The following is a 22,920-nucleotide window of genomic DNA, read 5'->3' as shown; positions in this document are numbered from 1 at the left end:
GAAGAACCATGGCTAAGCCCACCCCCGCGTATTTCAAGCGATTGGCCGCCCTCGCGGCGATCGACGACCCGGCCGACCGCCCGGCCAAGCCGGTACTCGAAGCCTTCAGCGGCGCCGAGATGGCCACCATCCCGGTGGCTGCCGTCGAGGACCTGGAGCTGGCCGTCGAGCGTGCCCGCCTGGCACAGGTCGAGTGGGCGCAGCGCAGCGCCGCCGAGCGGGCCGCCGTGCTGAGCCGTTTCTCCGAGCTGGTGTACGACAACGCCGACGCCCTGATGGACATCGCGCAGGCCGAGACCGGCAAGGCGCGCATCTACGCCCAGGAAGAGGTCCTGGACGTGGCGCTCACCGCCCGCTACTACGCCACCCACGGCCCCAAGATGCTGGCTGAGCGCAAGGTCCCCGGCATGATCCCGGGCGCCACCGACGTTCGCGTCCGCTTCCAGCCCAAGGGCGTGGTCGGCGTGATCAGCCCGTGGAACTACCCGCTGACGCTCGCCGTGTCCGACGCGGTCGCCGCGCTCGTCGCCGGCAACGCCGTGGTGATCAAGCCGGACAGCAACACCCCGTACTGCGCCCTGGCCCTGGCCGAACTGCTCTACCAGGCGGGTTTGCCCCGCGAGCTGTTCGCCGTGGTCCCCGGCCCGGGTTCGGTGATCGGACAGGCGATCGTCGAGAACACCGACTACCTGATGTTCACCGGCTCGTCGGCCACCGGCGCGCTGCTGGCGCAGCAGGCGAGCAAGCGTCTCATCGGCTTCTCCGCGGAGCTGGGCGGCAAGAACCCGATGATCATCACCGCCGACGTCGACATCGACCGCGCTGTGGAAGGCGCCGCCCGCGCCTGCTTCTCCAACTCGGGTCAGCTGTGCATCTCGATCGAGCGGATCTACGTCGACGCGTCGATCGCCGACGAATTCAAGAGCAAGTTCGCCGACTTCGTCGAGAAGATGAACCTCTCGGCCAGCTACGACCTGTCGGCCGACATGGGCTCGCTCGCCTCCGCCGACCAGGTCAAGACGCTGGAAGAGCACGTCGACGACGCGGTGTCCAAGGGCGCGACGGTGCTGGCCGGCGGCCGCAAGCGCGCCGACCTCGGGCCGTTCTTCTATGCCCCCACGGTGCTCACCGACGTCACCGAGGACATGCTGTGCTGCCGTGAGGAGACGTTCGGCCCGCTGGTGTCGATCTACCCGGTGGCCTCGATCGACGAAGCCGTCGAGCGCGCCAACGACACCGAGTACGGCCTCAACGCGAGCGTTCTCGCCGGTAGCAGCGCCCTGGCGCAGCGGATCGCCGAGCGCCTGCGCGCCGGCACCGTGAACATCAACGAGGGCTACGCCGCGGCCTGGGGATCCACGGCCGCACCGATGGGCGGCATGGGCAAATCCGGTGTGGGCCGCCGCCACGGCGAGGAGGGTCTGCACAAGTACACCGAGCCGCAGACCATCGCCGCGCAGCGTTTCATCGGCCTGGACGGCATGGCGGGCGTGCCGCGCAACGTCTTCCTCAAGCTGACGCCGCTGGCGATCCGCACCCTGAAGTACCTGCCGGGTCGGTAGGCCGACCGGCTGCTGCCGTCGGCGCGCGCTTGCTCAGGCGCGTCGGCGGCAGCGTCGTGTCACGGCCACGATCAGCGCGATGGCGGCCACCAGTGCCGCGACCATGCTCGGGGTGATCCGATCGCCCGGCAACTGGGTGGGCGACGTGCGCCGCAGCTGCGTGAACGCCTCGCGCGCCGCATCGGCCTGCGCGACGGAATCGGCGGGCCGTGCCGCGGGCGCGGCGGGCTTGGGGGCTTCTGCCTTCGGCGTTTCTGTCTGAGGAGCTTCGTCGGCCGGCGGCACCGCCTTCGCGGCCGGGGCCGTCTTCTTGGCAGGAGCCTTCTTCGCCGGTGCCTTGGCGGGCGCGGCCCTCTTGGCGCCAGTCGCCTTCTGCGCAGCCGTCTTCTTCGCCGGTGCCTTCTTAGCGGGAGCCTTCTTCGCCGGAGTCTTCTTGGCGGGCGCCTTCTCGGCGGGGGCCTGCTCGGCGGCCGAGGTCGCCTCAGCGTCGTCGTTTCCGCCGAGGGGTGCGGTGGATTCGTTGTCGGCCACGGTGGGCGTCTCCTTACGGGTGGACGTTCAGGCGGGCCAGCAGATCGTTGTCGATCGCGGTCAGCTCATTGCTGATCGCCCGCTGCGCGGCACGACGCTGCGCCGGGGGCATGGTGTCGGCGGCATCGGCGGCCACCACCAGATTGTTCAGCCGACCCAGCATGGTGTTGACGAAGGCGGAGCTCTCCGGCGTCGAGTCGGCCTCGCCCACCTTCTGCGCGGTCTCCTGGGCGGTGGAGATGCGGGCGCGCAGGGCGGCGCTGGGGCCGCCGAACTGGGTCAGGGTGGCGGCGGGAACGCCCGCGCGGCGCGCCTGCAGAGCGGTGATCTCCGAGCGCGCGGCGACGGCGCCGCGGTACAGGATCGGCCCGGCGATGGGCGCAAGGATGCGTCCGACGGTCAGGTAGCGACGGACCTTCGCCGGATTCAGCAGCGACTGCTTCTCGGCGACCTTCGCTTGTGCCGCAACGGTTTTCGCCTCGGCGGCGGCCACCTTCTGCTGGGCCTTGCCCGCGCTCTTGGTGGTCTTGCGCTCGGCCTTGTGCGCCTTGGCCTGGTACTTGTGCTCGGTCTTCAACGCCTTCTTGTGGCGCTTGGCTTCTTCGTGCGCGCCGACCTTCGCTTCCAACTGGACGCGGGTCTTGACGGCCTTCTCCTCCGCCTTGCGGATCTTGGCTTCGGCCTTGCGCTGCACGCGCGAGGCCCGGCGGGACGACAAGAGACCCATGGTGTCCTTTCCTGCGGAAGACCGGCGCGCAGCGCCTGACTGATACCAGCATTGCATAGTGTCTCTAGGGAATGAGACGGTGGCGCAGCGTTGCCACACCGGCGATGAATGGACGAGAGGTAGGCGGCACGTGGGTTCAGCGGTCCTCGGTGCACGAGACCTGGCCGGGTGTGAACACCGGTTGGCGTTGGACTCGGCAGCGCGCCAGGCCGCCGACGGAGCGCCGGGTCTGGAGACTCCGGAGGCGCGTCGCCGGATCGAGGCCGCGCAGGCCCACCGCGCGCAGGTCGTCGAGCAGCTCCGCGACCTCCTCGAGTCGGAACCGGCCACCGTCGTGGTGATCGACGACGATCTGCCGCAGCGCCGCCGTGCCGAACTGACCATGCAGGCCTGCGCCGACGAGGTCGACTGGATCTTCACCGCCGCGCTGCCGGCCGACGTCGAGGCCGGCCGACGCGGACATGCCGAGGCGCTGATCCGCGGCGGCAACGGCTACCTGCCGATGATCATCGTCAACCACCGGATCACCACCCCGGTGAAGGGCGAGCGGGATCCGGAGGTCCCGATCACGCTGCAGACCAGCCCGCTCGGACCCTGGCGGCCCGCGCTCGACGCGACGCGGAGCGCGCGGAGCAACCGCCGCGATGCGCTGCGGTTGGCGCAGTTGGCCGCGATGCTCGAGGCGGAGGGGCTGGCGCCGTCGGACGATCGCGCCGACTGGGTGGGCGTGGTGATCGGCGTCGACGCCGACTGCATGCTCGCCGTGCCCCTCGGAACCGTGATGGACGAGTACGACACGACCTTCGCGCGTCGTCGTGCGGTGGCGGAGGGAACGATCGCCACCGTCCCCCGCCGCATCAACGAGTGCCGGAGCTGCGACTGGTGGCCGCAGTGCGAGGCGCAGCTGGTGGAGGCCGACGACGTGAGCCTGGTGGTCGGCGGCACCGGCACCGCGGCACTCACCGCCGCGGGGATCACCACCGTGGAACAGCTGGCCGACTACCGCGGCGACGCGCCGCAGGACTGGCCGGGCAACCTGGCCTTCCTGGATGCGGTGGTCGCGGCGAACTGTCGTCGACTGGATGTGCCACTGGTCCGACGCCTCGAGCGGCCCGCGGTGTACCGCGCCGACATCGAGGTGGACGTCGACATGGAGAGCTACGGGGAGCGCGGCGCCTACCTGTGGGGCACGCTCCTGACCGATCATTCGACGCCGGAGCGCGGCGCCCAGTATCTGCCCTTCGTCACCTGGGATCCGTTGCCGACCTTCGACGAAGGTCATGCCTTCGGCCGCTTCTGGTCGTGGCTCACCGAGCGTCGTCGTCTGGCCCGCGAGGCCGGGAAGACGTTCGCCGCCTACTGCTATTCCGAGCAGGCCGAGAACCGTTGGCTGCGGGCCAGCGCGGACCGGTTCGCCGGACTCCCCGGCGTCCCGACGCGCGCCGAGGTGGACGCGTTCATCGCCTCCGACGAATGGGTGGACATCTACGTCGCGGTGAACCGCAACTTCATCTGCCCCAACGGCAAGGGCCTCAAGCGGATCGCGCCGGTCGCCGGTTTCTCCTGGCACGACGCCGAGGCCAGCGGCGAGGCGTCCATGGAGTGGTACGCGGCGGCGGTCGGTCTCGACGGCGCCGCCACCGACGTGAGCCAGCGCGACCGGCTGCTGCGGTACAACGAGGACGACGTACAGGCCACCAAGGTGCTGCGCGAGTGGCTGACGTCCGAGCAGATCCTGCGCCTGCCGACCGTGCCGGAACTCCTCGGCTGATCACCGGAGGCTTCGACAGGCTCAGCCGGCGGTGGGGACCCAGCCGGCGGTTGGGATCAGTGGACGGAGGTGTCGACGGGTTCGGGTGTCGACATCGCGGCTTCCCGGGCACGACGACGACGGGTCGCGACGATCACCGCCGTGCCGATGGTGATCATGGCCGCCACCGCGACGAGCGTGCCGATCAGCAGCTGCGTTCCGGCGCCGAGCAGGCCGTCGACCAGCAGCCACACCGCGAAGCCGAAGAACAGCGCAGCGGCGACGAGCGCGATGATGCGTTCGGGCAGATGTTTGCCGAGCAATCGGCCCACGGCGATGGCGAGGGCGTCGGCGGCGACCATGCCGAGGGTCGACCCGATCCAGATGCCGAGCCAGTTGTTGTCGGTGGCCAGCGTGATGGTGGCGAACATGGTCTTGTCGCCGAGTTCGGCCAGCATGAACGCGCTCATCACGGCCAGGAAGACCGAGCCGCTGACCCGCGCGGCGCGGGAGGTCTCGTCGTCGGACAGCTCGTCGCCGCGCAGGGTCCACAGGGCGAAGGCGAGCATCGCCAGGCCGCCGGCCACCGACATCAGGTCGGTGGGGATCGACGCCCCGAGGAAGTGGCCGAAGAACACCGAAATGGCGTGGACCAGTGTGGTTGCGACGAGGATCGCACTCAGCACCACCCACCAGCGGTACCGGATGGCGTAGGTCAGGGCCATCAGCTGCGACTTGTCGCCGAGTTCGGCGACGAAGATCACGCCGAATCCCAGGAGAGTCGCGGTCATCATGTAGGCCAGGCTAGGCAGCCTTGGATACCGGTCACAACACTCGTCCCTGCCGCATCTGTCCAGGTCGGAGGGCCATAATCGGGGTTTCGGCCACCCGGACCCGTCGGTGGCGGCGGTGCGGCGTCTTGCGGGTCGGTGGAACACACCAGGCACAATGGCCGGGTGACATCCTCCACCTCCGATCTGCGTGCCCGCGCGATCACCGGACCCCTGCGCCCGCTGGAGATCGCGATCGTCGCGATCCTGTCGGGTTTGACGGTGGTGGCGGTGGTCGTGGCCGCGGTGATTCCGATGGCGACCGCCGCCGGACTGTTCGCGCCGGTGCCGATCGCGCTGGTCGCCGCCCGCACTCGCCCGCGCGCCGTTGTGGCGGCCTCGGTCACCTCCACCGCGGTGACCTTCGCCGTGGCCGGCATGGGCGCGGCGCTGTCGGTACTGGCCGCCGCGGTGGTCGGCGGAGTGGTCGGCGAAGTGAAACGTCGCGGCGGGGGCCTCGCGGTGCTCACCGCGGCGTCGCTGATCGTCGCGCCGGTGCTGGCGTCGTTCTCCGTGCTGGTGCTGTGGGTGCTGGTGCCGCTGCGCGAACTCGCGCTGGAAGTGCTCAAAAACTTGATCGAAGGCGTCGGCAAGGCCGTCGTCTGGGTCGGCGAGCGGTTCGGCGCCGACATCTCCGGGGTGGGCGACTGGTTCGCCGGTCTGGCCCGGAACATCGTCGATCACTGGTGGATCTGGCTGTGGGTGTCGGGCACCGTCGGCACCTTGCTGTCGTTGTTGGTGGCCTGGTGGATCCTCAAGGGCGTGGTGAACCGCCTGGCCCACATCAAGATGCAGGACACCCTGGAATCGCACCGCGACCTGGAGGTCGACGAGGCGGTTGATCCTCTTCCGCTGCGGATGGTCGGGGTGGGCTACCGCTATCCCGGCACCGAGGTCGACGTCCTGACCGGCATCGACCTGACGCTCATCCAGGGCGAGTTCGTCGCCGTCGTCGGCGCCAACGGCTCGGGGAAGTCGACGCTGTCCAAGCTGCTGGCGGGCACGCCCGCGACCATCGGCGTCATCGACCGCCCGGGCGACCCCGGCCTCGGTCGGCGCGGCGGCACCGCCATGGTGCTGCAGCGCCCGGAAGCCCAGATGCTGGGTTCACGCGTCGCCGACGACCTCGTGTGGGGTCTCCCGGCCGACCAGGACGTAGACGTCGAGGGCTTGCTCGCCGAGGTCGGTCTGTCCGGGCTGGCCGAGCGCGAGACGTCGGACCTGTCCGGCGGCCAGCAGCAGCGGCTGGCGGTGGCGGCGGCGCTGGCACGGGAGCCGCGCCTGCTGATCGCCGACGAGGTGACCTCGATGGTGGACCCGGAGGGCCGGCGCGAACTCATCGAGATCCTCGCCGACCTGCCTCGACGACGCGGCATCTCCGTCGTGCTGATCACCCATCGCGACGCCGAGGCGCGCGCCGCCGACCGGGTGATCCACCTGGAGGCCGGGCGGATCGTGACGCACCATCCCGACTGGATGCGGCCCGAGGCGCACACGCCGGTGCTGCCCGCCGTCCACTATGGCGAGCCGCTGCTCGAGATCAACGACGTCTCGCACACCTACCTCGCCGGCTCGCCGTGGGAGGTCACCGCGCTGCACCGGGTGGATCTGGTGGTCAATCGCGGCGACGGCGTGCTCATCGTCGGCGGCAACGGCTCCGGCAAGACCACCCTGGCCTGGATCATCGCCGGTCTCATCGCGCCCAGCAGCGGGGAAGTGGTGCTCGACGGTGCGCCGATGACCGAGCAGATCGGCGCCATTGGCCTCGGCTTCCAGCACGCGCGTCTGCAGCTGCAGAAGACCACGGTGAGTGAAGAGATCATGGCCGTCGGCGGTGAATCGGTCGGCACCCTCGAGGTGGCCCGCGTCCTGGACCTGGTGGCCCTGCCGCGCGAGATCGCCGCCCGCCGCGTCGACTCGCTGTCCGGCGGCCAGATGCGGCGCGTCGTGTTGGCCTCGCTGGTGGCGTCTGAGCCGAAGGTGCTGGTGCTCGACGAGCCGCTGGCCGGTCTGGACCCGGGCGCGCGCGAGGAGGTCCTCGACGTGCTGGCGGGGCTGCGTCACCGCGGTATCACGATCATCATCATCTCGCACGACCTGGAGGCCCTCGACCGCGTGTGCAACCGGCGAGTGGAACTGGTCGCCGGCGTTCTGGAGGCACGACGATGACCCTGCGCACCCCGCCCCTGCGGCAACTTCCCGGCGACTCGGTGATCCACCGACTGTGGGCCGGCACCAAGCTGATCATCGTGCTGACCCTGGGCGTCATGACCTGGGTGCTGCCGACCTGGCCCAGCCTGGCTTTCGTGGCGCTGTTCGTGGTGGTCTTCGCCCTGCTCGCGGGTATCCCGATCGGCGCGATCCCGCGGCCGCCCTGGTGGTTCTGGGCCCTGATCGGCGTCGGCATGGCGGTCACCGCGGTCTCCGCGGGCGGCGCGGGCGTGCTGACCTTCCTGCGCGGCACGGCCTTGGGCCTGATCGTGCTCGCCATGAGCATCATGGTGGTGTGGACCACGCCGATGGCCGAGATCGCCCCGGCGATCGCCCGGCTGATGGCGCCGCTGCGCCTGCTACGGCTGCCGGTCGACGAGTGGGCCGTCTGTATCGCACTGTCGTTGCGCGGGTTGCCGCTGCTGATGGAGGAGATGCGGATGCTGCGCGCCTCCTACCGCCTGCGCCCGACGTCGAACGCCAATTCCGGGCACCCGTCGGCGGAGATGTCGATCATCGACATGGTGGTCGCGGCGATGAGCTCGGCCATGCGTCGGGCCGCGGAGATGGGCGAGGCGATCACCGCGCGCGGCGGCACCGGTCGGCTGACCGCCTACCCGTCCCGGCCGGGCCGGGCCGACGTGGTCGCGCTGGTCCTGACCGCGCTCGCCTGCGCCGGTGCCATCACGCTGACCGTGCTGCTCTAGTCCATCGCGACACGATGCGGCGACGGCGGCCACCCGGGAGGGTGACCGCCGTCGGTCGTCGTGCAGTGCTGCGTGTCAGGCGGGGACGATGAGGCCCTTGCCCTGGCTGGTGGCGCGAGCGTAACGCTCGGATGCGTCGTCCCAGTTGACGACGTTCCACCAGGCCTTGACGTACTCCGGCTTCACGTTCTGGTAGTCGAGGTAGAAGGCGTGCTCCCACATGTCCAGCATGACCACCGGGATCAGGGCGGCGGAGGTGTTGCCGCTCTGGTCGGTCAGCTGCTGGATCACCAGGCGGTCGCCGATGGTGTCGTAACCGAGGATGGCCCAGCCGCTGCCCTGCAGGGTGGTGGCTGCCGCGGTGAAGTGCGCCTTGAACGCTTCGAAGCCGCCGAAGTCGGTGCCGATGGCCTCGGCCAGTGCGCCGGTGGGCTCGCCGCCGCCGTTGGGCGACAGGTTCTTCCAGAAAATCGAGTGGTTGGTGTGACCACCGAGGTGGAACGACAAGTTGGCCGACAGTCCGTAGACCTTGCCTGCGATGTCACCGGCTTCGCGAGCGTCGGCCATCTTCTCCAGGGCGGTGTTCGCGCCGGCGACGTAGGTGGCGTGGTGCTTGCTGTGGTGCAGCTCCATGATCTTGCCGGAGATGTGCGGCTCCAGAGCGCCGTAGTCGTAATCGAGTTCGGGCAGGGTGTATTCAGCCACGATCTTCCTCTCTTCGGTTGTCTTTCCGGATTAAGTCCAGTTTCTACACTCCCCCACCCGCGGGAGGTTCGCAAGTGCCCGGGCGGAGTCTGTGCGAAGCGGTCAAAGGAGCGCGACGCCCACGATCAACAGGACGATCCCCACAATACTGACGGTGGTGATCGCGCATTGGGCGGCGAGACTGAAACCGCGCGGTGACGCGTCGCCTTCGGCCGGGTCCGCTGAGTGCATCGATCTCGGTCGGGTGGTGCTCATCTGGTCGGCTCGCTTTCCCCTCGTCAGAGCCGCGGACCGAAGTGCGATACGAGTGAGGCAGATCACACTAATGGCTCTTCCGGTTGAGCCTACCCAGACGCGGTCGTGGTGCCAAACGCGGGTCGACCTGCTTTTTCCGTACCCTGGACGCCATGAGCCTCTTCGATCGGATCATGGCTGCGGCCGACGTCAAACGCGTGATGGTGAGCCCGGAGAAGGCCCTGCCCGGCCGTGCCGAGGCGCTGCCGATCCCGGCGGTGCACGCGCTCCTGGGGCATCCGCTGCGCGGCTCGGCGGACGCCGACGGCACGTACGCCCACGGCGGGCTGGGTCGGTGGCCCGCACCCCTGCACACGATCGTGCTGGCCGGCGGCTGCTTCTGGGGCGTCGAGGAGATCTTCTGGCAGGTTCCGGGCGTCTATACGACGGCGGTGGGCTACGCCGGCGGCTATACCCCGAACCCCACCTACGAGGAGGTCTGCACCGCGCAGACCGGTCACACCGAGGCGACGCTGGTGGTGTTCGACCCCGCGCAGGTGAGCGTGGAGGACCTGCTGGCCCTGTTCTTCACCAGCCACGACCCGACGCAGGAGATGCGCCAGGGCAACGACGTCGGCACCCAGTACCGTTCGGCGATCTACACCTCCACCGCGGCCGATGCGGAAGCTGCTGCCGCTGCCGCACAGCGCTTCGCGCCGGTGCTCGCGGCCGCCGGGTTCGGGCCCGTCACCACCGAGATCGGCGAGCTGAGCGCGGTGGGCGACGGCCACTTCTACTACGCCGAACCGGTCCACCAGCAGTATCTGCACCACAATCCGCACGGATATCGCTGCCACGCGTCCACTGGGCTCACCTTCCCGACCGCGGGCTGAGTCCGCGTGGCCGCCCGCGTCACCGCCGAGCAGGCGGCCCGTACCCTGCTGCACCGGCAGCATCTCCTCGAGCGCGCGGACGAGGACGCCATCGAGGTGATCGATCGGTGCGTGGGCCTGCAGGCCCAGGACCCGCAGGCGCCGTTCTTCGCGTTGTGGTCGAGGATCGTCGACTTCGACCCGGACGAACTCGACGAACTGCTCCTCGACCGCGAGACCGTGCGGATGCCGCTGCAGCGCGGCACCGTGTTCCTGATGGATGCGCTCGACGCCCGATGGATCCGGCCCGCGGTGCAGGCGGTGTTCGACGCCGCCCTGGCGCGTACCCATCTGCCGCGACTGAGTGGTGTCGACGTGGACGAGGTGGTGGCCCTCGCCCGTGCCGAGTTCGCCGAGCACGCCGCCCAGGACGGATTGTCGGGTGCGGCGTTGCGGGCGACGCTCAGTCGGCGGTGGCCGCAGGCGCCCGCCGAGGCGTTGGCCGCGGTGGTGCGTGGACGTCTGCCGCTGGTGCAGACCCCGCCGCGCGGCCTCTGGGGACGCAGCGGCGCGCCGGCGTTCCGGCTCCTCGACGACTGGATCGGGCCGGGTGAACCCGCCGTGGTCGACGACGAGGCTCGCAAGGACCTGATCCGCATGTACCTGCGCGGTTTCGGGCCGGCCTCGGCGAAGGCGATCGCCGGCTGGACCGGCTTGACGGGTCTGACACCCTTGCTGAAGGCGATGGACGCCGACTGGGAGGTGGTCACCTACATCGGTCCCGATGGCGGTGAACTGTACGACCTCGAAGGCCTGTCGCTGGTCGACGGCGAGGCCGCGGCGCCGGTCCGGCTGATCGCGCCCTTCGATCAGGTGTTGGTGGCGAACGTGGACCGCGATCGGCTCGCCGCACCCGAGGTCTATCGCGCCACGGTGACACCGAACGGCCGGTCGCCGGGATTCGTGCTCGTCGACGGACGCCTCGTCGGGACTTGGCAACTGGTCGAGGGACGCGTGGAGTTGACCGAACTGGCGGACGTGCAGCCCGCGCAGCGCACCGAGGTGGAGCGGGAAGCGACGGCTCTCGCCGACTTCGCCGCCCAGTGATTCTCCACCGCTGTCCACTGTTCGGAGGAACAGCGCATCGGGGCGACACGCGCAACTCGAAAGTGGAACTTGAGAGTGTCGGGCGGCGTGTTGTCCACACGCTGTCCACAGGACCTGACGGACTTTCGAAGGTGGACGATCGCGAACCGGGTGGTAACCGGCTGATGACCCGGGAGCGGAAAATCGTGCGAAAGTGTGAGGAAACCGTCATGTTTGGCACTTTTACCTAGGTCTTGTCCACAAATCCACAGGGTTGTACACACCATCCGGGGAAATTGGACAGACGTGTGGATAACTGTGGGAAACGCGGCCTGTGGAAAACTTTGTGGGCCCGCGCGGGACGGTCTGCCGCGATCGTCTCCCTCCGATGTGCTAGAAACCGGTGCCGGTCGCGACCGGCCGTCGAAGCCCGAGTGGGTCGCCGGAACCCCGTCGGTCGCGGTGACCACCGCCAAGCTCGTCGCGGATTGTGGGAACATGGGAGACGTGAGCATGGACATCGAGCAGATCGACGTCGCCGGGCTACCGGACGACTTCACCGATGTTGACGACCGCGTCCTTCTGGATGTCCGCGAGGACTACGAATGGGAAGAAGGGCACGTGCGTGGCGCGCTGCACATCCCCTTGGACGACGTCCCCGGACGGCTCGACGAGATCGACCTCGACCGCGACCTCCTGGTGATCTGTCGGACCAGCGGGCGGTCGTTCCGGTTGCTGCAGTACTTGGCGATGCGCGGCATCGACGGCACCTGCGTGACCGGCGGCATGGTGGCCTGGGAGGCTGCGGGCAAGGCCGTCGAGACGGGGATGGGCGAACCGACTTGATGCTCGACGTCTGCCTGCGGTGCCAGATCCAGGCCGATCACCTGCCGGGCCGGACCACGTGTCCGCGCTGCGGGGGAAAGCTGTCGGTGCTCGACGCGCAGACCCGCCGTTCCGTCCCGATGCCCGCGCAGTCCGCACCCGCCCAATCCCCGCCGGCCCAGTCCCCGCCGACCCAGTACCCGCCTGGGCAGCCGTCGGCCCGCGTGCCGCAACGACCGCGCCCGGCCGGCCGGCCGCAGCCGCAGACCACCCGCGCTCCGCTGCGGTGGGTGGCGCATCGACCCCTGAACACGCTCCCTCCGGCGCGCCCGGTGCGTCCGGCGGCTCGGATCGGCACCCCGCGGTACACCGAGGTGCCGCGGTGGGGCCTGCGCGACGTGGGGGTCCCGCCGGGCGACGACAATCGCGAGGCGAAGAGCCCCGGTGCGCGCCTGCGGTGGGCCCTGCAGATCATCTGGCCGGTTCTCGCGGTGGCTGCAGCTCTGCAGTTGCTCCGCTACTGCATCCTGATGTTCAACCGCAGCCATCCCATTCCGTACTGGCTGGATCTGGCGAGCCTGTGGCTGCTGCTGATCTCCGGTGCGGTGGCCGTCGCTGCCGCCGTGTGGGGCCTGTTCCTGTTCGCGCGGTGGCTCCTGGCCGCGCGCGAGCGGTCGTACGAGACCGTCGAGACCAGTGATCCGCGCCGGCGCTGGTTGATCATCGCAGGAGCGGTGCTTCCGTTCGTCAACGTGCTCACCGCACCGCTGCTGCTGCTGGAGGCCGCCGCCGCGGTCGGTCCCGCGCAGGCCGCCCGGGTCCGACCGGCGATCAACCGGGTCGCGGTGGCCTGGGGCCTGGTGAACGGCCTCGCGTTGATCGCGCTGGTCTACCGGATCGTCGCGTGGTCGAGCGGGTCGATCCAGGTGGGCGCCGACGCGATGGTCGCCACCCTGGTCACGTTCGTGGCGTCGGGGATCTTCGTCGCCTGGCTGGTCCCGCGCCTGGACGGGCTGGTGGCGACCGACCTCCCGTCGGTGGCGCCGGCCCGACGGTTCGTGGTGGCCGCGTGAGCACCTCGGGGGTGTCCCGCTCGGGCAAACCGGCCGTCGTCGCCCATCGCGGGGCGTCGGCCGATCACGCCGAGCACACGCTCGCGGCCTACGAGGCCGCGCTGCGGGAGGGCGCCGACGGCCTCGAGTGCGACGTCCGGCTGACCGCCGACCACCAGTTGGTGTGCGTGCACGACCGCACCATCGACCGGACGTCGAACGGTACGGGCGTGGTGAGCGAGCTGACCTTGGATCAGCTGCGCGAGTACGACTTCGGGTCCTGGCACAGCGGGGCGTCGGCCACCGTGCTGACGCTGCCCGAACTGCTGGAGTTGACGCTGGACTGGCACCGGCCGGTCCGCCTGTTCATCGAGACCAAGCATCCGGTGCGCTTCGGCAGCCTGGTGGAGCAGCGCCTGCTCGAGACCCTGCACGAGTTCAAGGTGGGCGCCCCGCCGTCGGCGGATCACAGTCGTGCGGTAGTCATCTCGTTCTCGGCGTCGGGTGTCTGGCGGATCCGGCGGTCCGCGCCCATGCTGCCCACCATCCTGCTCGGCGAGACGGCCCGCGGGCTCACCACGGGCGCGGCCACGGCCGTCGGCGCCACCGGGATCGGGCCGTCGGTGGCGACTCTGCGGACACACCCGGACCTGGTCGACAAGGCCGCCGCCGGGGGACGGGTAACGTACGCGTGGACCGTCGATGAACGTGATGACGTGCAGTTGTGCGCGGATCTGGGCGTGCGCTGGATCGCGACCAATCATCCCGCTCGGGTGCGTGACTGGCTGGTGACCGTCGACTGACACCGTCGACCTCGATTTCGGTAGGGAGAGGCTGAACCATGGCCAAGAAGAGCAAGCGCAACAGCGGACCGCGCCCGGGTAGTAACCGGGCGGAGCGCGTCGCGGCCCGGAAGGCGCGGCAGGCGGCGGCGCTGGCGCCCCCCGCCCGGCCGTTCGAGGCGTTGCCGGCGGCCGAGTGCGACCTGGTCGCGCTCCGGGCCTTCGTCGCCTCGGCCACCGCCCAGGTGACCTTCGCCGACGGCTTCGAGGCGGCCAATGAAGTGGACTTCGCGACCATCCTGCCGGGTGCCGGCGGGGCGTTCGTGCGCTCGCGCGATGCCGCGACCTGGGGTGAGCGCGGCGCTGCCCGCGGCGTCGACGGCAAGGTGACGCAAGGCCTGGTGGGCCTGCAGACCGACCCCGAGCCCGCGGACCTCGCGGCCTCGGTGGCCACGGCGCTGACCTGGGCGGCCTCGGCCGAGCCCGGGAGCGAGTACCGCGGCGGCGACGCCGAGCGCGGACTGGCCGACATCGTCGACCCGACCGCAGCCCTCGATGTGGTGGTCTACCAGGACTTCTCGTGGTGGTTCGCCGACGACGCCGAGGTGACCCCGCAGATCCAGCAGATGCTGGGGCGGGCCAACGAGACGATCATGCCGACCGCGCGCCTCACCCCGAACAGCGGACTGGGTGCACCGTGGTGGGTGGATGCGGGCGAGCGTGCCCACCTGCGCTGGGTGCGACCCGAAGACGAGGACGCCCTGATGAAGGCCATGGCACGACTGCACGCGGCCGGCCGGCTGACGATGGGCGAGGGCTCCCGCTTCGCGGGCTCGTTCCGCACGCACGGCCTGGTGGTCCCGGTCTTCGATCTGGACAACGAACGCCACCACGAGGAGTGGTACGACGGCTTGGCGCAGCTCGACGAGTGGTTCGGCGAGGCCCTGGCCGACGACGCGGATCTCACTGCGGCAGAACGCGGTTCGCGGGCCGGCATCCTGGGCCGACAGGTCACCCTGCGCTGAGCGCGGGTGCGCCTGATCAGGCGCCGCCCTCGCTGAGCAGGTCGGTGGGGACCGGCTTGCCGCGTCGCAGGTAGTCGAAGAAGTCCGCCGTCGACTGGTCGGTGGCCAGCGAGTCGCCGTCGTCGGTGTAGGTGCTTCCGCCGGTGGGGACCGTGGTGGTGACCGTGTCGCCGTTGAGCTTGTAGCCGAGCCACGCGAGATGCCACAGGTGGTCGCCGTCGGCGACGGTCAGCGCGGCCACCGCCCCGTTCAGGAACGGGAACAGCTGGAACGGATTGAGCAGCACGCCCGGGCTCATCGCGCGATGCATCAGCGCGGTGAGGAACTTGCGCTGGTTCACCACGCGTTCGAGGTCGGCGTTCGGGAAGGCCCGGGTGCGGACCAGGCCCAGCGCCTGCGCGCCGTTGAGCGTCTGGCAGCCGGCCTTCAACCGGAGTCCGGCCTTGGGGTCGCGCAACGGCTGGTCCAGGCACATCTGGACCCCGCCGACCGCGTCGACCAGACGGTCGAAGCCGCCGAATCCGATCTCGGCGTAGTGGTCGATACGCATGCCGGACAGGTCCTCGACCGTCCGCACCAGCAGCTGCGGACCGCCCTCGTTGAAGGCGGCGTTGATCTTGTGGCTGCCCATGCCCGAGATCGGGACGTACAGATCGCGCGGGATGGAGATCAGCATCGCGCTGCCGCTCGGCGGCAGGTGGGCCAGCATGATGGTGTCGGTGCGGGCGCCGTCGCTGTCGCCGGTGGCGAGCTTGTCCTTCTCGTCCTGGGTCAGATCGGCGCGGGAATCGGTGCCGACGATCAGCCAGGTGGTGCCGGGCGTGCCCGCCGGGCGACCCGAATACGCGGCGAGCGCGTCGACCCGATGCAGCTGGGCGTCGTAGTAGAACAGGACGCCCACCGGCAGCAGGACCAGGATCAGCAGCACCACCAGGAACCAGCGCAGCAGATGGCGCTTACGTTTGCGCTTCGGCTTGCCGGCTTGACCGGGTTTTGCGGCCGGGGGTGCGTTCGGGGGACGGCTCCCACTGTCGTGCCCGGAGGCGCGCGCCGATCGTTGTCCGGCGCGATCACCGGACCGGTCGGTGGCCGGGATGGGCTGGGGCTCCTGCCGCGGTGCGTAACGACTCGGCTCCGCTGCGGGAGCGGGAGTCGGGGCGGGTACCGCGCCGGCGGGCGGCGGTACGGGGCGACCCGAAGGTTCCCGCGACCAGGCCTGCGGGCCGGGTCGCTGCGGGGGGCCCGGCACATAGGTGGTGCGCGGAGCTTCGGGCACCGGCCGGCGCGGTGGTTGCTGACCCTGCGGCGGAACGACCCGCTGCGGCTGCCGCCGCGTCGGCGGAGGCGGCGGCACCTGGCCGCGCCCCGCATGCGTGGGGCGCCGGGGCGGCTGCGGAGGAGACGCGGGCGGTCGGGGTGACGGGGAGACTGGGGGTGACGGGGAGACTGGGGGTGAGGGGGGAACGGCCTCCGGCGGACGGCCCGATCCGCCGGGCACCCGCCGGTTGGGCGGTCGCGGAGGCTGATTCATCCTCGCCAGAATACCGACGTGGCGAGGATGAGCGCGCTCAGCGCGGCTCGAGGACCTCGAAGCCGGTGAAGCGGGCCAGTTCCTCGGGGATCCGCACCGAGCCGTCTGGCTGCTGGTGGTTCTCCAGGATCGCGACCAGCCAGCGCGTGGTGGCCAGCGTGCCGTTCAGCGTGGCGGCGGTCTGCGGCTTGCCGTTCTCGTCGCGGTAGCGGGTGGAGAGGCGGCGGGCCTGGAACGTGGTGCAGTTCGAGGTGGACGTCAGCTCGCGGTAGGTGTTCTGGGTGGGGACCCAGGCCTCGCAGTCGAACTTGCGCGAGGCGGAACTGCCCAGGTCGCCGGCCGCGACGTCGATCACGCGGTACGGCACGTCGACGGCGGCCAGCATCGACTTCTCGAAGTCGAGGAGACGCTGGTGCTCGGCGGCGGCGTCCTCCGGCTTGCAGTAGACGAAGCCTTCCACCTTGTCGAACTGGTGCACGCGGATGATGCCGCGGGTGTCCTTGCCGTACGAGCCGGCTTCGCGGCGGAAACAGGTGGACCAGCCGGCGTAGCGCTTCGGACCGTCGGACAGGTCGAGGATCTCGTCGGAGTGGTAGCCGGCCAGCGGCACCTCGGACGTGCCGACCAGGAACATGTCGTCCTGCTCCAGGTGGTACACCTCGTCGGCGTGGGCGCCGAGGAAGCCGGTGCCGTCCATCACCTCGGGTCGCACCAGTACCGGCGGGATCATCATGGTGAAGCCGGCGGCCGTGGCCTTCGCGGCGGCCATGTTCAGCAGCCCGAGCTGCAGCATCGCGCCCGGTCCGGTGAGGAAGTAGAAGCGTGAGCCGGAGACCTTGGCGCCGCGGGCCATGTCGATCAGGCCCAGCGACTCGCTGAGCTCGAGGTGATCCTTCGGGTCGGCGATCTCGGTGGGCGTGCCCACGTGCTCGAGCACCCGGTAGTCGTCCTCGCCGCCCGGTGGGGTCTCCGGCGCGATGAGGTTGGAGATCGCGCGGTGCACCTGGTTGAAGGTCTGCTCGGCGTCGGACTGCTTGGCGACCGCGGCCTTCACCTGTGCGCCGAGCTCCTTTCCGCGCTCGAGGAGGGCGGTCTTCTCGTCGCCCTGCGCCTTGCCGACGAGCTTGCCGAGACCCTTCTGCTCGGAGCGGAGGGTGTCGGCCTCGACGATCGCGCTGCGCCGGGTGGCGTCGGCGTCGAGCAACTGGTCGACGAGTGCCGGATCCTCGCCGCGGGCGCGCTGCGAGTCACGAACCAGATCGGGATTCTCCCGCGCAATCTTCAGGTCAATCACGACTCAAACCCTACTCGGAGCGCAGCGTTCCCGATCGCCAGGCATGATGGACGACGATGACTGATCCCGAACTTGAGCCCCAGGGCCCCGAAGACGACGGCGCGGTGCGCCGTCGGGTGTCGGCGACCCGTCTGGTCACGGTGTTGGTGGCGGTCCTCGTCGGCGCTGCTGCGGCCGGCGGTGTGATCGCGTGGCGCGGCGGATTCTCCGAGGCCGGCGGACTCGGCGAATCGGTGATCGGCGAGGGCAACTCGTACACCGAGACCGACTTCACCCGCTCGGTGCCCGGCGACTGCCTGACCTGGGCCGACGACACCGCGGGTACGCCGAGCAAGGTGTCTTGCGAGCAGCCCCACCGCTTCGAGGTGGCGGGCACCGTCGACACCGAGCAGTTCCCGGGCGCCGAGTTCGGTGCTACCGCACCGTGGCCCGGCCCGGAGCGGTTCGTGACGGTTCGCGATGAACAGTGCGGCGTGCTCGTCGACCGCTACCTCGGCAGCGGCGGTCTGGATCCGCAGGGCCGGTTGGCGGTGGGCTTGATGTATCCGTCCAAGTCGCAGTGGGAACGCGGCGCCCGAGTGCTGCGCTGCGGCATCGAGGAGCCGGGACCGGGCGGTACCCAGCTGGAGACCGCGGGTACCGCGGCCGACGCCGACCAGTCGTTCGCCTGGCCCGACGGCACCTGCATCGGCTTCGACGACGCGACCCGTAAGCCGACCACCCAGCCGGTGGACTGCTCCGAGCCGCACGCCTTCCAGACCACCGGCGTGGTGGATCTGTCGCAGCGTTTCGGCGGCCGCGACTCGGGTAAGCCGTGGCCGACCGTCGCCGCGCAGAACGAATACCTGCAGACCATCTGCCCCAACCAGACCAACCGCTTCTTCGGCGGCGAGAAGAACTTCGCAAAGACCACCCTCAATGTGCAGTGGTCGGTGATCTCCGAGGTCAGTTGGCACAGCGGCAGCCGCCGGGTGGTCTGCTACGTCGCACTGCCCGACCGCGGCGGCTTCGCCAAGCTGGTCGGCGATGCGCGCGAACAGGTGTTGATCAACGGGAAGGTGCCCACCGCACCGGCCCAGGGCCCGCCCGGCCGGGCCCTGCCCACCCCGGTGCCGTTGCCGCCGGGATACGCCCCGAGCGATCGGGAAATGCAAGCTCCCTCAGGAGGGTGACGTTGGCAGTCAAGATGTCCGACGAGAAGTTCGAGATTCTCGTCGGGGAGGCTTTGGATCTCCTCCCGGAGGAGCTCATGCGCGCCATGGACAACGTGGTGATCCTGATCGAGCCGTTCAATCCGGAGAACCGCAACCTGCTGGGTCTGTACACCGGGGTGGCGCTGACCCGTCGTACCCACGACTACAACGGCATGCCGGACACCATCGCGATCTACCGCGACATCATCCTGTCGATCTGCCACACCTCCGACGAGGTGCGTCAGCAGGTGGCGATCACGGTGCTGCACGAGATCGGGCACCACTTCGGTATCGACGACGACTGGCTCGACGCCCACGGCTGGGGCTGACCGCCCTCCGCGCTGTCGTTTTCCGGTGAACCTGTCGGTTTCGGCTGTACCCGTCGTTCTAGAACGACAGCCTCGACCGAAAACGACAGCTTCGACTGAAACCGATGGGCGAACCGAGGACGACGGAGCGCATCAGCGGACGAGGTCGAAGTGGCGGAGCCAGCGCAGCACCTCCGGCACCACGCGTCCCCGCTCCAAGTCGACCCAGAGCCAGCGGACCACCATCACTCCGAGCGCTCGTAGCTCATCCTCCCGGCGCTTCTCCTTCGCGACGATGCTCGCCGGGGTCTGACCCGGGCGGGCATAGGTGCGGCCGTACTTCACCATGCCGTCGAATTCGCCGACGAGGCGGCCGCCCCAGGAGAAGTCGACGCGCGGGGAGCGGGTCCGACACCGGTACCGCACCTGCAGCTGCGCGGGCGGCAGCCCGGCCAGGATGAACTGGGCGCGACTCCAGGATTCCCCGACCGACTCGGCGCCCGCGTCGGCGAACTCTAGCGCCCGCTGAGCCATCGCCGCACCGCGGCGGCGCCGGGTGGCGAGCTCGGTCCGGAGGCCGTCGAGCGTCGCACCGAGGCGCAGCGCGCCGTCCAACGCGGTGAGGGCCTGTGCGAAGTCGCCGATGCAGGCGACGTCGATCGCGGTGCGCTCGAGGGAGGTGACGCGTACGGCGTCGATGACGGTCGGGTTGAGCGCGTGCCCCGGATGGAGGTGTCGCTGGTGGCGTTGATAACCGCGTCCGGACTGGCCGCTGAGCAGGTGCACCCGGGTGAGATCGGGTTTGAGCAGGGGCAACCGGTGCAGCGCTGCCGCCGACTGGTGGGACAGCACCGGAGCGGCGCCCCGCCCGGCGGTGGCGAAGGCGAGGCAGCGGAGGCGGTAGACGGCGTCGTCGTACCCGGGCCCGTCGGACACCGAACCCGCGGGCGCATAGGCGCCGTGGCCGAGGTGGATCAGCTCTCCGGACCGAGTCCGGGATTTGAGCAGATCGTCGGAGTGGCCGTGGCGCAGTACGAGGGAGCGGCGAACGATACCGAAGCGGTCGACGGGCAAGTCCATGCCGCTTAGACGCGGGGAGTGACCGGTTCGGTTCCCTCGCCACGCGCACACCGTCGGTTTCGGCTGTGCCCGTCGTTCTAGAACGACAGCTTCGACTGAAACCGACAGCTTCGACTGAAACCGACGGGGCGAACCGAGGACGACGGGCGAACCAAGAACGACGGCGCGGGTCAGCCGAGCGGGTTGTCTTCGTGGGTGAAGTCGGTGAGGGCACCCCAGCGGATCAGCTGCCAACCTTCGGGAGTCAGCTCCAGCTCCACCGAGTCGGTGTTGCGCAGGTGGTTGCGCATCGCGAACTCGGGGTCGACGCCAGCCAGGTGCGCGGCGACCAGCCGGATCGCGGCGCCGTGCGAGACCACGTAGACATCGCGGGGCTGCTCGATGCGCAGGTTCTCGGTGGCGAGGCGATCGAGCACGGGGACGTAGCGGTCGCGCAGCATCTCCAGTGATTCACCGCCGGGGAGGCGGGCGTCCAGGTCGCCGTGATGCCACGCGTGGACGACGTCGCGGAACTGCTCGTGCGCTTCGCGGTCGCTGCGGCCCTCGAGGTCGCCGACCTGTACCTCGTGCACGTCGTCGATGGCAGCGGTGTCGGTGTCCCACGCGGAGGCGATCAGTTCGGCGGTCTGCTGCGCGCGGTTGGCCACCGAACTCAGCAGCACGGCCGGTGCGGCCAGCGGGTTGTCGAGGCCGAACCGAATGCCTTGGCGCGCACCGAAATCGGTGAGGTGGGCGCCGGGCAGGGCGGTGTCGAGCTGCTGCAGCACGTTGGCGGTGGTCTCGCCGTGGCGGACCAGGAAAAGGCGAGCCATGTCAGTCATCCCCTTGTTCGAGTTTGGCGAACCAGCGCAGGCTCTCCGCGTGGTCGGTGGGCTCGCCGGCCGCACCGCTGCGATCGACGGGCCAGGAGCCCAAGAACACCACGCGCTCGGCGCCTCGGTGCAGCGCCCGCAGGGCTTCGCCGACGGCGGCATCGTCGAGATGACCGGCGGCGTCGAGGAAGAACCGGTACTGCGCCGAGCCGCCGAGGCGTCGAGGCCGGGACTCGATGCGCGTGAGATCCACTCCGCGAGAAGAGAATTCGGTCATCGCGGTGACCAGTGACCCGGGCTCGTTGGTGAGGTCGAGGATCACCGACGTCCGGTCGGCGCCGGTGCGCGCCGTGGGCGGACCGGGCCGACCGATGAGCAGGAACCGGGTGTGGGCGTCGGGCGAATCGGCGACGTCGCGCGCCAGCGGAACCAGGCCGTGCAGGTCGGCGGCGATCTGCGTGGTGACGGCGGCGTCGGCCAACCCCTGCGCAACGTCTTGCGCCGCACCGGCATTCGACGATGCGGGCACGAAGGAAGCGTTCGGAAAGCGTTCGGCGACCTGCTCGCGGACCTGTGCGGAGGCGACCGGATAGGCGGCGAGGGTGCGTACCTCGTCGGGGGCGAGGGCTTCGCGGGCGGCGATGGTGAAGGCGACGTCGAGCGTCACCTCGGCGTACGCCTGGACGCGGTGCTCACCGGGCGGCGGCACCAGAGCGTCCATCGTCGCGGGCACCGAGCCCTCCAGTGAGCTTTCGATCGGCACGCACGCGTAGTCGGCGGCGCCGCTGCGGACCATGGCGACGGCGGCGGCGGGGGAGTCGGCGGCCACGGTGCGCACCGCCTCGTCGTCGCCGGTCACACCGCGTTCGAGGAGTCGGTTCAGCGCCATCTCGGTGAAGGTTCCGGCGGGACCGAAGTATGCGAAGACGGACACAAGCCCAGGGTAGTCGGTGATGGATTTCGCGCGAGCTGTTGACGGGGCCGCGGGCCAGCCCATAGGTTAGGTAACACTTAGTTAGGCGAACCTAAGACGAAGGGAGGCTCCATGTCGGGAGCCCAGTCCAGCGCAGTGTCTGTGCCCTGCGATGCCGAGCGTATTCAGTCCGCTTGCCGGCGGGCGCAGGAGGGCACCCTGTCGGTGGACGGCCGCGCGCCGACCGCGGTCGCCATGGTCCACCTCTTCGAGACCGAGGCCTTTCTGCTGGTCCCGGGGCCGGCAGGTGTCGGCGGCGACGGTGTGCCCGCGATGCTCGAGCTCGCCGACTGCGCCCCGATCAGCCTGCGCGAACGGGTGCGGTCGCTGGTGTGGCTGTCCGGTCGCGTGCACGGGGTTCCGGCGCAGTTCGAGCGCGAGCTGGCCGTCGAGATCGCCGGCGACCATCCCGACGCGCGACTCCTCGACGTGGGCCACGGTCACTGCCTGCTGCGGCTGGCCGTCGACGATGCGGTGATCGCCACGGCCACCGGGGCGTCCGCGGTGCCGGCCAGTGCGCTCTCGTCGGCGGAGCCGGATCTGTTCTGGGAGTACGAAGGCCAGTGGCTGGCGCACCTGGACGCCGACCACCCGGACCTGGTGACGCGGCTGGCCGATCAGTTCCCCGAACACCTCCGGCGCGGACGCGTCCGACCGCTCGGGCTGGATCGGTTCGGCATCACCTTTCGGGTGGAGACGCCGTCGTCCGACGACGATGTCCGGCTCTCCTTCGAACGGCCGTGCACCGGGATCGGCGACCTGTCGGCCGCGCTGCACCGGCTGGCTGCCGGGCACTGATCAGCGCCCGGAACCTCCGCGCGGTTTAGGCT

23 protein-coding genes are annotated in these 22,920 nt (G+C 70.1%); 13 read left to right on the top strand and 10 right to left on the bottom strand.

Going from position 1 to position 22,920, the window contains the following annotated elements; all coding sequences use genetic code 11:
• The first annotated feature begins 8 nt into the window (after window positions 1–8).
• Entirely contained in the window at window positions 9–1,562 is a 1,554-nt protein-coding gene (locus ABD989_RS04925) for a succinic semialdehyde dehydrogenase (protein ID WP_345312639.1), read from the top strand.
• A gap of 33 nt (window positions 1,563–1,595) precedes the next feature.
• On the opposite strand, the gene ABD989_RS04920 is transcribed toward ABD989_RS04925, so the two are convergent.
• Window positions 1,596–2,093: a hypothetical protein gene (locus tag ABD989_RS04920; RefSeq protein ID WP_345312638.1), complete on the bottom strand. Its 498-nt coding sequence runs from the start codon at window positions 2,091–2,093 to the stop codon at window positions 1,596–1,598.
• A 13-nt stretch (window positions 2,094–2,106) separates the two neighbouring features.
• Window positions 2,107–2,820 (bottom strand): DUF6474 family protein, encoded by a 714-nt coding sequence (locus ABD989_RS04915; RefSeq protein ID WP_345312637.1) that lies wholly within the window; start codon window positions 2,818–2,820, stop codon window positions 2,107–2,109.
• 130 nt (window positions 2,821–2,950) lie between these two features.
• Between ABD989_RS04915 and ABD989_RS04910 the strand changes: the two genes are divergently transcribed.
• Complete coding sequence (locus tag ABD989_RS04910; protein ID WP_345312636.1) at window positions 2,951–4,591, top strand: TM0106 family RecB-like putative nuclease; 1,641 nt, start codon at window positions 2,951–2,953, stop codon at window positions 4,589–4,591.
• 56 nt (window positions 4,592–4,647) lie between these two features.
• Here the strand turns inward: ABD989_RS04910 and ABD989_RS04905 are convergent, their stop codons facing one another.
• Window positions 4,648–5,364: a TMEM165/GDT1 family protein gene (locus tag ABD989_RS04905; protein ID WP_345312635.1), complete on the bottom strand. Its 717-nt coding sequence runs from the start codon at window positions 5,362–5,364 to the stop codon at window positions 4,648–4,650.
• A 162-nt stretch (window positions 5,365–5,526) separates the two neighbouring features.
• Between ABD989_RS04905 and ABD989_RS04900 the strand changes: the two genes are divergently transcribed.
• Window positions 5,527–7,569, top strand: coding sequence for an ABC transporter ATP-binding protein (locus ABD989_RS04900; protein ID WP_345312634.1), 2,043 nt, complete (start codon window positions 5,527–5,529; stop codon window positions 7,567–7,569).
• Window positions 7,566–8,318, top strand: coding sequence for an energy-coupling factor transporter transmembrane component T family protein (locus ABD989_RS04895; protein WP_345312633.1), 753 nt, complete (start codon window positions 7,566–7,568; stop codon window positions 8,316–8,318). Before ABD989_RS04900 ends, ABD989_RS04895 begins: the two co-directional genes overlap by 4 nt.
• A gap of 75 nt (window positions 8,319–8,393) precedes the next feature.
• Here the strand turns inward: ABD989_RS04895 and ABD989_RS04890 are convergent, their stop codons facing one another.
• Both ABD989_RS04890 and ABD989_RS04885 read right to left on the bottom strand, forming a co-directional pair.
• Window positions 8,394–9,023, bottom strand: coding sequence for a superoxide dismutase (locus ABD989_RS04890; protein WP_246993301.1), 630 nt, complete (start codon window positions 9,021–9,023; stop codon window positions 8,394–8,396).
• A gap of 102 nt (window positions 9,024–9,125) precedes the next feature.
• Window positions 9,126–9,278, bottom strand: coding sequence for a hypothetical protein (locus ABD989_RS04885; protein WP_345312632.1), 153 nt, complete (start codon window positions 9,276–9,278; stop codon window positions 9,126–9,128).
• A gap of 152 nt (window positions 9,279–9,430) precedes the next feature.
• Here ABD989_RS04885 and msrA point away from each other — a divergent pair, with 152 nt between their 5' ends.
• The 6 genes from msrA (at window position 9,431) to ABD989_RS04855 (ending at window position 14,899) form a co-directional block, all read left to right on the top strand.
• Window positions 9,431–10,150 carry a peptide-methionine (S)-S-oxide reductase MsrA gene (msrA, locus tag ABD989_RS04880; RefSeq protein ID WP_345312631.1) on the top strand — a complete coding sequence of 240 codons (720 nt, stop codon included), beginning with the start codon at window positions 9,431–9,433 and terminating at the stop codon, window positions 10,148–10,150.
• A gap of 6 nt (window positions 10,151–10,156) precedes the next feature.
• Window positions 10,157–11,236 carry a winged helix DNA-binding domain-containing protein gene (locus ABD989_RS04875; RefSeq protein ID WP_345312630.1) on the top strand — a complete coding sequence of 360 codons (1,080 nt, stop codon included), beginning with the start codon at window positions 10,157–10,159 and terminating at the stop codon, window positions 11,234–11,236.
• Window positions 11,237–11,728: 492 nt separating this feature from the next.
• Complete coding sequence (locus ABD989_RS04870; protein ID WP_372493281.1) at window positions 11,729–12,061, top strand: rhodanese-like domain-containing protein; 333 nt, start codon at window positions 11,729–11,731, stop codon at window positions 12,059–12,061.
• The gene (locus ABD989_RS04865) at window positions 12,061–13,113 is read left to right on the top strand and encodes a DUF4328 domain-containing protein (RefSeq protein WP_345312629.1); all 1,053 of its coding nucleotides are present in this window, start codon (window positions 12,061–12,063) and stop codon (window positions 13,111–13,113) included. The genes ABD989_RS04870 and ABD989_RS04865 overlap by 1 nt, the downstream gene beginning before the upstream one ends.
• Entirely contained in the window at window positions 13,110–13,895 is a 786-nt protein-coding gene (locus ABD989_RS04860; RefSeq protein ID WP_246993313.1) for a glycerophosphodiester phosphodiesterase family protein, read from the top strand. Before ABD989_RS04865 ends, ABD989_RS04860 begins: the two co-directional genes overlap by 4 nt.
• 38 nt (window positions 13,896–13,933) lie before the next feature.
• Window positions 13,934–14,899 (top strand): DUF5926 family protein, encoded by a 966-nt coding sequence (locus tag ABD989_RS04855; protein WP_345312628.1) that lies wholly within the window; start codon window positions 13,934–13,936, stop codon window positions 14,897–14,899.
• 16 nt (window positions 14,900–14,915) lie between these two features.
• Here ABD989_RS04855 and ABD989_RS04850 read toward each other — a convergent pair whose 3' ends face one another.
• Both ABD989_RS04850 and serS read right to left on the bottom strand, forming a co-directional pair.
• Window positions 14,916–16,175: an LCP family protein gene (locus tag ABD989_RS04850; RefSeq protein WP_345312627.1), complete on the bottom strand. Its 1,260-nt coding sequence runs from the start codon at window positions 16,173–16,175 to the stop codon at window positions 14,916–14,918.
• Between the two features lie 292 nt (window positions 16,176–16,467).
• Window positions 16,468–17,724: a serine--tRNA ligase gene (gene serS, locus ABD989_RS04845; RefSeq protein WP_345312626.1), complete on the bottom strand. Its 1,257-nt coding sequence runs from the start codon at window positions 17,722–17,724 to the stop codon at window positions 16,468–16,470.
• Window positions 17,725–17,780: 56 nt separating this feature from the next.
• Between serS and ABD989_RS04840 the strand changes: the two genes are divergently transcribed.
• Both ABD989_RS04840 and ABD989_RS04835 read left to right on the top strand, forming a co-directional pair.
• The gene (locus tag ABD989_RS04840) at window positions 17,781–18,896 is read left to right on the top strand and encodes a septum formation family protein (RefSeq protein WP_345312625.1); all 1,116 of its coding nucleotides are present in this window, start codon (window positions 17,781–17,783) and stop codon (window positions 18,894–18,896) included.
• 2 nt (window positions 18,897–18,898) lie between these two features.
• Window positions 18,899–19,246, top strand: a complete 348-nt coding sequence (locus tag ABD989_RS04835) for a metallopeptidase family protein (RefSeq protein WP_345312624.1) — start codon at window positions 18,899–18,901, stop codon at window positions 19,244–19,246.
• A gap of 132 nt (window positions 19,247–19,378) precedes the next feature.
• Here the strand turns inward: ABD989_RS04835 and ABD989_RS04830 are convergent, their stop codons facing one another.
• From ABD989_RS04830 to pheA, 3 genes are all read right to left on the bottom strand, one after another.
• A complete protein-coding gene (locus ABD989_RS04830) occupies window positions 19,379–20,305 on the bottom strand; it encodes a hypothetical protein (protein ID WP_345312623.1) in 927 nt (308 codons plus the stop codon).
• A 170-nt stretch (window positions 20,306–20,475) separates the two neighbouring features.
• Window positions 20,476–21,117: a histidine phosphatase family protein gene (locus ABD989_RS04825; protein ID WP_345312622.1), complete on the bottom strand. Its 642-nt coding sequence runs from the start codon at window positions 21,115–21,117 to the stop codon at window positions 20,476–20,478.
• A 1-nt stretch (window position 21,118) separates the two neighbouring features.
• Window positions 21,119–22,051 (bottom strand): prephenate dehydratase, encoded by a 933-nt coding sequence (gene pheA / locus ABD989_RS04820; protein WP_345312621.1) that lies wholly within the window; start codon window positions 22,049–22,051, stop codon window positions 21,119–21,121.
• Between the two features lie 111 nt (window positions 22,052–22,162).
• Here pheA and ABD989_RS04815 point away from each other — a divergent pair, with 111 nt between their 5' ends.
• On the top strand, window positions 22,163–22,888 hold the full coding sequence (locus ABD989_RS04815) for a DUF2470 domain-containing protein (RefSeq protein WP_246993331.1): 726 nt from the start codon (window positions 22,163–22,165) through the stop codon (window positions 22,886–22,888).
• Window positions 22,889–22,920: the final 32 nt, after the last annotated feature.

Source organism: Gordonia alkaliphila, assembly GCF_039542465.1.
Classification (GTDB): domain Bacteria; phylum Actinomycetota; class Actinomycetes; order Mycobacteriales; family Mycobacteriaceae; genus Gordonia; species Gordonia alkaliphila.
Note: the sequence above shows the minus strand (reverse complement) of the source record. Positions and strands in the feature narration are given on the sequence as shown.